Raw genomic sequence first — 10557 nt, forward strand, 5'->3', positions numbered from 1 at the left:
ATTAGTCCCAAGGATAAAGCAGATATAGCTAAACCTAATACTGCATAATTTAATCCATACCTAACTCCTAATATAATAAAAAGTATAGGATATAAAAACATAATCAATGGTAAATAATATATTCCTATTAGCATAAGTATTGTAGAAATCGCTATTGCAAATATGGTTTCTAAAGTTTTCCTTTTTAAATCTATTTTCAAAATTTTCACCCCTGTTTCTATTTAGTTCGTAAAAACTCCATTAACTCACTCAAATCTCCATACCATTTTTCAATTTTATGGCCTTCTAATATATTTAATTTTATCTTATCATAAAGATTAGAATTTATATCTTCATAATTTATTCCTAATCTTTTGCTTAATAAAAAAGTTAAAAGCATTATATTAGAGATTAAATCTTCTAAATCCTCTTTAGCATCATTTTCTCCTTTAGCTAATATTTGGTATAAGCTAGCAACAGAAGTCAATATCTCACTTTTTAGCCACTCAATGGTTCTTAAATTTTTTATTATATCCATATCTTTCATTTCATCCATATCGTCACCCTTTTAATCATAATCCTATTTTAGATAATGATAATTAAAAATTAGTCTTATTAAAATAATACAGAGTATATTATTATATGTCAAACACAAAAAAAGAGAGGTCATTCCTCTCTTAATCTGCACTATATGGTAGTAATGCTATTTGTCTTGCACGTTTTATAGCTGTTGTTAGTTCTCTTTGATGTTTTGCACAGTTACCAGAGATTCTTCTTGGAAGAATTTTTCCTCTTTCAGTAACATATTTTTTTAATTTATTTATATCTTTATAATCTATATGTTCAACTTTATCTGCACAAAAGTTACAAATTCTTTTTCTTGGTTTAAATCTTCTTTGCACCGTCTTCCCTCCTTTTTTAGAATGGAATATTATCATCGTCAACTGGCTCAAAACCATCTATTCCTGAAAAGTCCGAATCTGAACTACCAAAATTGGAATTGTTTTCATTTCCCCATTCTAGGAACTGAACTCTTTCTCCTACAACTTCAGTTACATATCTTCTAGTACCATCTTTAGCATCATAAGTTCTAGATTGAATTCTTCCTTGAACAGCAGTTAGTCTTCCTTTTGCTAGATAATTTGCACAGTTTTCTGCTTGTCTTCCCCATACGACAATATTTATAAAATCGGCTGTTGGTTGTCCTTTAGCTTCCATCTCTTGTTTCTTTTCCTTAGATACTTGTTTATCTACAGCTAAGCTAAATGTTGATACTGGAGTCCCTGTATTGGGGATGTACCTCAATTCTGGATCTCTTGTAAGTCTTCCAATTAACACTACATTATTCAACCAAAACACCACCTTAAATTCTATTCATCTTCTCTGATTATCATATGTCTCATTATACTGTCGGAAATTTTACATACTCTGTCTAGCTCTTCTACAGTCTCTGGAGTAGTTTCAAAGTTGATTACTATATAATATCCCTCTGATATATCATTAATTTCGTAAGCTAGCTTTCTAACTCCCCACTCATCTACATCTGATACAGTACCATTTGATTCTATGATACCTTTCAATCTGTCGAATAGTTGATTTCTTGCTTCATCTTCAAGACTTGGCAAAAAGATAAAAACCGCTTCATATTTTCTCATATATTTCACCTCCTTTTGGACTAAACGGCCCTATTGTTTAATAGGGCAAGGACTTATCTATAGAATTATATCATTAATATGATGTAAGTGCAATAAAATATTGAAATTTTCTATTTATAAAAATCCTAAAGAACAAAGCCGTGTTTTAATGGATCATGAGGATCGATTATGTATTGATTAAACCCAGTTATATAAGCTGAACCTGTAATTTCTGGTATTATTGCTTTGTAATTTCCTATATTAGTTGTTCCAACTATCTTTCCCTTAAATAAAGTCCCTAATATACTTTCATATATAAATGTTTCTCCTTCTTTTAATTGCCCTTTATAGTACAAGGTTGCCATCTTTGCAGATGTTCCTGTACCACATGGGGATCTGTCTATTTGAGCATTTCCAAATACAACAACATTTTTATAATCTGCTTCTATAGCTGTAGCCTGGTCATATATTTCAACTAAATCTACAGTTTTTATATGTTTTAATTCTGGATGTTGAATTTTTACCTTATCATTAATAATCTTTCTAATATTTAGACTTAGTTCTAACAATTTGTTAACATTTTCAGAACATACTTTTGTTTTTAAATCCTTAGCATTAACTATAGCAAAAAAGCTACCTCCAAAAGCAATGTCTAATGGAATTTTCCCTAAATCTGGAAGCTCTATTTCTATATTTTCTTTATAAAGAAATGCAGGTACATTTATTATAGAAACTTCTTTTACTTTACCGTTTTCAACTTTAGCTCTACCCCTTATTAGCCCTGAGGGAGTATCCAATACAACATTAGTATAAAACCCTTTTGCTTCAACAATCCCCGTTTCAATAGCTACAGTTATAACTCCAATTGAACCATGACCGCACATATTCAAATATCCTCCACTGTCCATAAAAATTATTCCAATATCCGCTTTTTCATTTACAGGAGAAGTAATTACAGCTCCAAACATACCTTCATGTCCTCTAGGTTCCAAGATTAGCGAAGTTCTCAAATCGTCCATATTTTTTTGTAAGAACTCTTTTTTTTCAACCATTGTTTTTCCCTCTATTTCGGGAAATCCTTCAACAACTATCCTTGTTGGTTCCCCTACTGTATGGGTATCTACAGCATAAATCTTCTTTATTTTGGACATTTTTATGTCTCCTTTGACTATTGTCTTTTCAATGCTTTAGATGTAAAAAACAAAATTTGAGCATTCAATTATCTTTAACATTTAAATTGGACAGTTATAATATCAAATCTCCATATATATTATTATATCTTACTACTACTGACATTTTCAAAAAAATTGACATAAAATTTTGATTTTTTTTTACTCTTCATCTAAAAGTACTTCTGAATCTTCTAACTTATTATCTTCTCTGGAAGCTTTTAACATAGTATATGAAGTATATAGAACTACGGCCATAACTACCCAAGTCAATAACTCTATAGGCATAGTTTTTATTATATAAGCAGCAATTATAACTCCTAAGAGCCCTATTGTTGAAAAAGCAACTGATGCCTTCCGATTGTATGCACCTTCTTTAACAAATCTAGCAGATGCAACTGGCATCAAGAAAGCGCAAGAACCAAACATTATTGGAAATGCTACTCTTGGTGACATTCCTAATGCATATACCAAAGCCATACAAGGTGCATAAAGTCCAATACCAGCAGTCATTAATGCTCCCAATATAAAATTTGCAATAACTGCAAATACTAATTTCCATCCACTTAAGCCTATCTCCATACCTCCACTTGGCATTATACCTAATTTACCTGCCAACATTAAAAGGACTGTTAAGAATAAAGCTATTCCCATAACTCTTTGAACTTTTCTTTCCGAAAACTTAGATACTATTCCTGCACCAATCCAAGCTCCAATGGTTGCCGCTAAAATCATTGACACCAGAGTTACTGATTCCACTTCAATAGATTTTATAAAAATGAAAGCTTCCAATATAACAGCAAGCGTAAAACCTACATTAAGTGTTCCTGGTATTAATCGATCTTCTGACTGGTCAAATATTTTTAATAAAGCCGTAGCCGTTGCAAAACTACCAATTCCAAGAACATCAAAGAAATTAGTAATAAAACCTATTCCCCCAAGTTTTATCCATGAGTTATCTTCTAGTTTATCTTTATTCTTAATAACATCTTTCGCAAACACTGTTGTAGATGTCAAACCGAATAAAGCCAAAATCGATAATAATATAGTTGTCATAATGCATATCCTCCCTATAATAATCTTTAGAAAAACAACTATTACCTTTATTGCATTCCTTAAATAAGTATACAACTTAAATTTTGCTAGATTTCCTCCTAAGAAATTAGGAGGAAATCTTTATATTTTTGCTTCATATTCATATGGAAGTGGAACTATAGTACCTGGTGTTTGGATTTTTATCAATTGCTCTAAAGAATCTCTAACAATATTCATTTGCATCTTTACATTATTAGGTTCTCCAGCATTTGCACCCATAGGTACTTTAGGTGCAACAATTCTAGGTGAACCATTTTGTCTTGCTACTGGTGGCAATGCAGCTACTAACACTGTAGGAATACCACTTTCTTCAATTGCTCTCTGCAATATCACGGCAGAGCGGTGACAAGTCCCTCAGCCTGCAGTTAATAAAACTGCATCCACATTTTCCTCATGCAATTCTTTTGCTATATTTGGACCAGTTTCATTTGTAAATACCTCAACATTTCCTCCACCACCCATAACACCGAAGTTAACAGGTGCTAGTCCTTTAATGAAACCTTCTTCAACTAATTCCTTCATCCTATCTATTGGAAACATACAATTGATATCCTTATTGACATCACTATTATCATATCCTCCATGGGATACCATTAAATCTTTACTATCAACATCTCCAGGAACTATTCTGTAGCTAGTATCTCCCGCTAGATTAAATCTTTTATCCGATTTTAAATGTACTCCTGCACAAGTAACTAAAGCAATAGTCATTTCATTTAACTCTTTGGTTACTGGCGCCCATACTGGATCTGGGGTAATGGGTACATATATTTCTGACTTCATACCTTTTACTAGAGTCATACTCATTTTTGCTACCTCCTTTTCTTTATTCCAAAACCTCTGGATAGGTCATCATAAATCCTACTTCTTTTCCAATTGCTAATTCACTTTTACTAATTATCATTCGTTTGGGTATTCTTAAATTTCCTAAGCGACCTTTAAATTCTATTTCTACTCCTCCATCACTTATATCCACTATTTTGCCTTGAAAATAATTTTGATTTATATAATCATTTGTTGAATCCATTTTTTCACCTATCCTTCATCTTTCTCATATATGGTCCTACGTTTTTCACTCATTTTTAATGAAGTTTCATTTTTAGGTATCTCTATATTTTTATCAGTAACCTCTTCTATTAGTTTGATATTATCCATTTTTACGTCTGAACTCCATTTTCTATCTGCTTTCTCTATTGTTTCTCCAGCCATCTTTAGCTTTAACATAGCTAATGCTCTAATTGCATCTTCCTTTGTTAAGCAATTGTTGCTTAATATTTCGTTCTCTATTCCTTGTCTTGATTTATTTAAATCAATCATGGCATCCATATATTTGTTTCCTACAACCAACTGACCCTGTACTGCAGCAAAAGTCATTCCAACTACTGGAACTCCTCTCATACCCACTTGCTCTATATGGCTAGCAAAATCTATATGGTTATTACCAAAACCCTCAGTAGTTACTATAGCCCCATCTAAATCCATGGTTTCAATCATTGAACCTAGTAATCTAGAAACATAGAATTTTTCAGAATTGGCTTGAGGAGAACCAACAAGAACTACTCCAGCTAAATCAATCTCTTCATCATTCATAGCTTCAATAACTAATGGCTCTCTCCAATAATGTCTTGATGTCTCTTTTGAAGCAGGTCCTATACATGTTAAAGCATGAATACATCCATCTAATATCTGTAAAGGCGTTACAACTACAGGTACATTCCCTAAATCCACATTTGCCTTGGCACCTACAGTTCCTACTGGTTCATCTGGCATTATGAAATTATCATGCATAGCCCCTTGCCCCATTATTTCTTTTATTATAAGGACTTTCTTTTTATTAGCTCTTCTTTTCTGAACAAATTCATCTACATTATATATTTGATCTTCATCTACAATTTTTAATGCTTCCCTTATCTCTTGAGTTATAAAATCTGTTGCTCTATGAGCAGCCATAGGCCCTGGCCTTTCCATGTTTTTACCTTCTTTTATAGTAACTTTGGTCTTTATCAATATATCTCCTTCATCTGGAGAACCAGGTCTACCAAATAAAATATTTCTATCCATTTCTCCTTCTGATGAACCAAATTCTCCAATCTGTACTCCATTTTCATCAGTACCAGTAACAACAACTACTACCCCATCTATAACTCTTGTAATTCCTTCCCCTAATTGACCTTCTTCTTTTACTGCAATTGGTTGCACATCCATTATAGTATCGCTATATTCTCCATATCTATCTGGAGTTATAATATCTACTTCTAAATCAGTAACCAATTCTTGGGAATCTACAGCATCTTTTGTGATATCTTTTCTTATATAGAGGGTAGTCCCTTCTATTTTAGTTTCATCTCCCAATAGAACTTTTTCTATTTTATAATGTTTTCTAGTTAGCTTCCTTATTATCTTTTCTTGTTTTTTTAAATCTTCTTCTACCTTTTCTTCTGACATTTGAGATGATGGTGTATCAAATCTTTGAAAATTCTCACCTGAACAAATTGGTATCTCTAAATTAATGTCTTTTCCCTCACCAATATGGACCCTAACAAATTGGCCATTTGAAATTTTATTAGGTTTTATTTCTTGATTTTTGTCTATATTACCTTTTTCTTCAACTTTTTCTTCTTCCTCTTCTTCTATTTCATTGACACCATCTACCAAATCTTGTGTAAGAGGTGTTAGAGCTTCTACAGTTTTAATAAGTTTTTTCCCCAACACTTGACCAATAGTTAGACAATCATCAGGAATATTTATTAATCCTGAATCTTCAAGGTCTGGCAAAATATTAGGATCTTCAATATTAGATGGTTTAATTTCCTCACCTGCTTCAAATCTACAACAGGTTACAGCAAAATCATTCTTATGCTCTTCTGCTACTTCAACAGTTATAGCCATTCTATCCCTCCTATTTTTACTTAATTTTTCTATATAAACCTAATCCATAGGCCCTTAGAATATGATCCGTACTATGATAAACTGGAACTCCTAACCTAGGAGCTACGTCTGAGACTGTATTGGTTCAATCCTGACAAGTACCTACCAATATGACTTCTGCACCTTGCTTTTTCAACTCTAGTACTTTTTCAGCTTGTCCAGGACAGACTCCTGGTTTATCACATCTATATCGTTCTCCTACTTTTACCATTCGTTTACATCTAGTAGTTCCTACAATATTTGAACCCATTCCTTCAGCTATTTCCTTTAAACGCTGTTCTCCTCCGCCGCATTCGCAAAGAAGAAGACCTATATTTCTCTCATCTTTAGGAAATGGCATGGTTACAGTAATTCCTCCAGAAGTTTTAGTTACTGGCGAATCCTCATCACCATGTAATCCAGTAAAGGCTCCACCTATTATGATTTCCCCATGAGGTTTTATTGGTTTTCCTACTTGCTGAATTAAATCTTCAACATTAGTGCCTATTGGAACATCAAAAAACACTTTGCCATCTTTCCCATCTTCAATTCGTCCTCCAATGGTAAGATCCTTATCTATTACAGGTTTTCTATCTTCTATTGCTAAAGTTATATTCTTCAATGTTTCCACATTACATATAACTGCTTTTGCTTCCAGTGGTAACTGTCCTGGTTCTAACTCTACCCCTAGTAACTCTCTTACTATAACCCGTTCATCTCCAGAAGGATACATATCAGATAGATATTTGATCTCTATATTAGGTTCTTCTTTAATGGCTTTTCCAATCTTTATTAACGCTTTTTTATTTTTAGGTTTGATTGCAATAAGTCCTTTAGGAGATTTAGTAATTTCCATTACATATTTTAATCCCCTTACTATAATCTCTGGGTTTTTCTCCACTAATTTAATATTGTGTTTCAATGTTGGCTCACATTCAGCAGCATTTGCTATTACGCATCCTTCTTCTAAAGAAGTATTAAGCTTTATATGAGTAGGAAATCCTGCACCTCCTGCTCCTACAACTCCAGCCTCTTTTATAGCTTCTAAATTATTTTCAGTATCTTTTATTTTGATAAAATCCTCAGACTGGTTCTCAAAAGCCTCAATTTTAATAAAATTATTTGTTATTTTATTAACCATCCCATCCACAGAAGAATGTATATTAGCTCCTAATCCATTGGGTGTTGCAATGAGTTGACCTCTACTAACCTTTTCTTTTTCTTTAATTATTGGTGTATTTGGTGCACCAATATGTTGCAATAAAGGTATTGTGATTTCCATTATCTTCACCTCTCTTTCTTGATTAAAATTTCACTATTAAATATATGCAAAGTATATGCCAATATAATTTTGAAGCATATATAGCTAAAAAATGCCATTTTATTGTTGAAAAGACAAAAAAATAAAAAAGTAAATGTCAACTTTCTGACATTTAAGTCAGATTGTTGACATTTACTTCATAGCTATCCATTTTATAATGTAATGTACTTCTAGGAATCTTTAGGATATTCGCTGCCTTAACTATATTGCCTTTTGATTTTTCCAAAGCTTTATTTATTAGATATTTTTCATATTCACTTAACTGTTCCCGTAGTCCAATCTCATCAACATTGAGTTTATCAAAAATATCTATATCTTCATTTCTTTCTACATCATGTATTATATATTCTGGAACCATCTCTTTAGTTATAAAATCATCTCTGCATAATACTACCATCTGTTCCATTATATTTCTAAGTTCTCGTACATTTCCCTTCCATTTATAGGATGTTAAAATATTAATTACATCCGTATCAATCCCTATAATATTTTTATTATATTCTCTGTTTAATTCTTCTAAAAAGAATTTAATAAATAAAATAATATCTTCTTTTCTTTCCCTTAAAGGAGGTATCTCTATATTTATTACATTTAAACGATAATATAAATCCATTCGAAACTTTTTCTTTCGTACTAATTCCTCTAAATCTCTATTGGTAGCGGAAATTATTCTTACATTTATTTTTGTATCTTGTTCTGAACCCAGTCTTCTTATGGCATTTTCTTGCAAAGCCCTTAATAATTTTGATTGCATTTCCATAGGAAGGTCTCCAATTTCATCTAGAAAGAGAGTCCCCTTATTTGCTAATTCAAAATATCCTGCTTTCCCATTTTTTTTAGCTCCCGTAAATGCTCCTTCTTCATATCCAAAGAATTCAGACTCAAATAGTTCCCTTGGAATTGCACTACAATTTACTGGAATAAATTCTCCTTTTAAACCACTAATTTTATGAATATATTTTGCAAAAACTTCCTTTCCTGTACCACTTTCTCCTAATATAAGAATGGAAGCATTGCTTTTTGCTGCCAGTTCTGCAACTTCCATTTTTTGCTGTATTATTTTGCTCTTTCCTATTACAAATCTTTTTTCTCTATTAGATATTTTTTCTAACTCATTCTTTAAAAAATTTACCTTTTCTGTAGCTTCTTTAAGCTTATTAGAAATCTCTCTCATCTCTGTAACGTCTTTATCTGTACTTACAACTCCCAAAAATTTATTGTTCACTATAATTGGAGCAGCGCTTATAACTATATAGGTTCCTTTTCTAGGTTCATGATATCTATTTTCAATTATATGTTTAGTTCGTAATACTTCCATATCAATAGCATTGGGGAAAAAGACATCTAAAGGTTTCCCCAAAATTTTTTCCTTAGGTAAATTATATAATTTTTCTGCATTATCATTCCATACTATAACTATGCCTTTGTTATCTATAATACATACAGCTTCATGGATATAATTTATTGCGTTCTTTATAATAGATGAGATCTCTTCAATTTTCATATAATAAAAATCTCGAATATGTTCTTGTCTAATTACTCCAATGATTCCGTCTTTTTTTAATACAGCTAATCTTCCAATATTATTTTTTAACATTAAATTTCTGCAATTTAATAGATTAGAATCTTCAGAAATGGTTATAACTTCGTTTATTGCAATGTCTTTAGCATGTTTTTTATGGATGTCTATTTTCTTTTCTTTTGTAAGATTAGATATATCTTTCATAGTAATAATACCTTGTAGATTGTCCTCTCTATCATAAACAAAGATTTCCTTTTTATAATTTGTTATCAATTTTTCTTTAATCTCTGATAAAGAAGAATTTTCATATGCAATCAAAAATTCGTCGTCCATTACATCTTTTACTAAAATCTCTTTTAAAACCATAAACATAATACCCCACCCCATTTACTAATAGTAAATATTGCTTTAATGTTTATATTATATCATTTTTAAAAATTATACTAGAACCTAATGCTATTAGTTTTACTTATAGTTAATTTTACATAGATTTTACATTTGAGATACTACAGATTTTACATTCACAAGTTATGCTTATATTGAAAATAAAAAAACGCTAAGAAAGGTAGGTAATTGATTTATGAAAAAATTTATAAGTATATTTCTAATTGCTGTTATGGTGATGGTTATAATAGCTGGTTGTACAAACGATGATAATAATGATAACGCTGTTGGATCTAATTCAAATAATGAGGATAGTTTCGATAACAGTAGTACTATCAATGTAGTTACTAGAGAAGAAGGTTCAGGAACTAGAGGAGCTTTTGTGGAAATCGTTGGAATACTAGAAAAAGATGCAAATGGAAATAAAGTGGACAGAACTTATTCTGAAGCAATAGTTCAAAATGGTACCAATGCAGTTATGACTACAGTAACTGGTGACGAATATAGTATAGGATATATTTCCCTTGGTTCATTAAATGATACTGT

Annotated in this window: 13 protein-coding genes and 1 pseudogene; 1 reads left to right on the forward strand and 13 read right to left on the reverse strand. The window is 31.5% G+C overall.

The window, feature by feature from the left end:
* From VK998_RS01985 to prdR, 13 genes are all read right to left on the reverse strand, one after another.
* Positions 1-200 (reverse strand): hypothetical protein (locus VK998_RS01985; protein ID WP_325224902.1); only part of this gene is annotated, 200 nt, incomplete at its 3' end.
* A gap of 17 nt (positions 201-217) precedes the next feature.
* Positions 218-535, reverse strand: a complete 318-nt coding sequence (locus VK998_RS01990) for a MazG-like family protein (protein ID WP_325224905.1) — start codon at positions 533-535, stop codon at positions 218-220.
* Positions 536-656: 121 nt separating this feature from the next.
* On the reverse strand, positions 657-881 hold the full coding sequence (rpsR, locus tag VK998_RS01995; protein ID WP_325224907.1) for a 30S ribosomal protein S18: 225 nt from the start codon (positions 879-881) through the stop codon (positions 657-659).
* 16 nt (positions 882-897) lie between these two features.
* Positions 898-1329, reverse strand: a complete 432-nt coding sequence (locus VK998_RS02000; protein WP_325224909.1) for a single-stranded DNA-binding protein — start codon at positions 1327-1329, stop codon at positions 898-900.
* A 20-nt stretch (positions 1330-1349) separates the two neighbouring features.
* Positions 1350-1634: a 30S ribosomal protein S6 gene (rpsF, locus tag VK998_RS02005; RefSeq protein WP_325224911.1), complete on the reverse strand. Its 285-nt coding sequence runs from the start codon at positions 1632-1634 to the stop codon at positions 1350-1352.
* A gap of 125 nt (positions 1635-1759) precedes the next feature.
* Complete coding sequence (locus VK998_RS02010; protein WP_325224913.1) at positions 1760-2764, reverse strand: proline racemase; 1005 nt, start codon at positions 2762-2764, stop codon at positions 1760-1762.
* 180 nt (positions 2765-2944) lie between these two features.
* A complete protein-coding gene (locus tag VK998_RS02015; protein WP_325224915.1) occupies positions 2945-3838 on the reverse strand; it encodes a sulfite exporter TauE/SafE family protein in 894 nt (297 codons plus the stop codon).
* A 120-nt stretch (positions 3839-3958) separates the two neighbouring features.
* Complete coding sequence (locus VK998_RS13100) at positions 3959-4204, reverse strand: hypothetical protein (protein WP_475513921.1); 246 nt, start codon at positions 4202-4204, stop codon at positions 3959-3961.
* Positions 4205-4231: 27 nt separating this feature from the next.
* Positions 4232-4684, reverse strand: a complete 453-nt coding sequence (locus VK998_RS13105; protein ID WP_475513922.1) for a glycine/sarcosine/betaine reductase selenoprotein B family protein — start codon at positions 4682-4684, stop codon at positions 4232-4234.
* A gap of 19 nt (positions 4685-4703) precedes the next feature.
* Positions 4704-4904: a CBO2463/CBO2479 domain-containing protein gene (locus VK998_RS02025; RefSeq protein ID WP_325224918.1), complete on the reverse strand. Its 201-nt coding sequence runs from the start codon at positions 4902-4904 to the stop codon at positions 4704-4706.
* Between the two features lie 8 nt (positions 4905-4912).
* Positions 4913-6766, reverse strand: a complete 1854-nt coding sequence (gene prdA / locus VK998_RS02030) for a D-proline reductase (dithiol) proprotein PrdA (protein ID WP_325224921.1) — start codon at positions 6764-6766, stop codon at positions 4913-4915.
* A 16-nt stretch (positions 6767-6782) separates the two neighbouring features.
* Positions 6783-8066 (reverse strand): proline reductase-associated electron transfer protein PrdC, encoded by a 1284-nt coding sequence (gene prdC / locus VK998_RS02035; protein ID WP_325224923.1) that lies wholly within the window; start codon positions 8064-8066, stop codon positions 6783-6785.
* A gap of 151 nt (positions 8067-8217) precedes the next feature.
* Complete coding sequence (prdR, locus tag VK998_RS02040) at positions 8218-9999, reverse strand: sigma-54 dependent transcriptional regulator PrdR (RefSeq protein ID WP_325224925.1); 1782 nt, start codon at positions 9997-9999, stop codon at positions 8218-8220.
* 208 nt (positions 10000-10207) lie between these two features.
* On the opposite strand from prdR, the pseudogene VK998_RS02045 reads away from it, so the two are divergent.
* Positions 10208-10557: pseudogene (locus VK998_RS02045) on the forward strand (substrate-binding domain-containing protein); the annotation flags it as partial.

The sequence above is a fragment of the Schnuerera sp. genome (assembly GCF_035459645.1).
In the GTDB taxonomy this organism is placed as follows: Bacteria; Bacillota; Clostridia; order Tissierellales; family Tepidimicrobiaceae; genus Schnuerera.

Excerpts from the sequence above, each read along its gene's own strand:
- VK998_RS01990 (WP_325224905.1), bottom strand. The coding sequence starts at position 535 with ATGGATGAAATGAAAGATATGGATATAATAAAAAATTTAAGAACCATT.
- rpsF (WP_325224911.1), bottom strand. The coding sequence starts at position 1,634 with ATGAGAAAATATGAAGCGGTTTTTATCTTTTTGCCAAGTCTTGAAGAT.
- VK998_RS02010 (WP_325224913.1), bottom strand. The coding sequence starts at position 2,764 with ATGTCCAAAATAAAGAAGATTTATGCTGTAGATACCCATACAGTAGGG.
- VK998_RS02015 (WP_325224915.1), bottom strand. The coding sequence starts at position 3,838 with ATGACAACTATATTATTATCGATTTTGGCTTTATTCGGTTTGACATCT.
- VK998_RS13105 (WP_475513922.1), bottom strand. The coding sequence starts at position 4,684 with ATGAGTATGACTCTAGTAAAAGGTATGAAGTCAGAAATATATGTACCC.
- VK998_RS02025 (WP_325224918.1), bottom strand. The coding sequence starts at position 4,904 with ATGGATTCAACAAATGATTATATAAATCAAAATTATTTTCAAGGCAAA.
- prdA (WP_325224921.1), bottom strand. The coding sequence starts at position 6,766 with ATGGCTATAACTGTTGAAGTAGCAGAAGAGCATAAGAATGATTTTGCT.
- prdR (WP_325224925.1), bottom strand. The coding sequence starts at position 9,999 with ATGTTTATGGTTTTAAAAGAGATTTTAGTAAAAGATGTAATGGACGAC.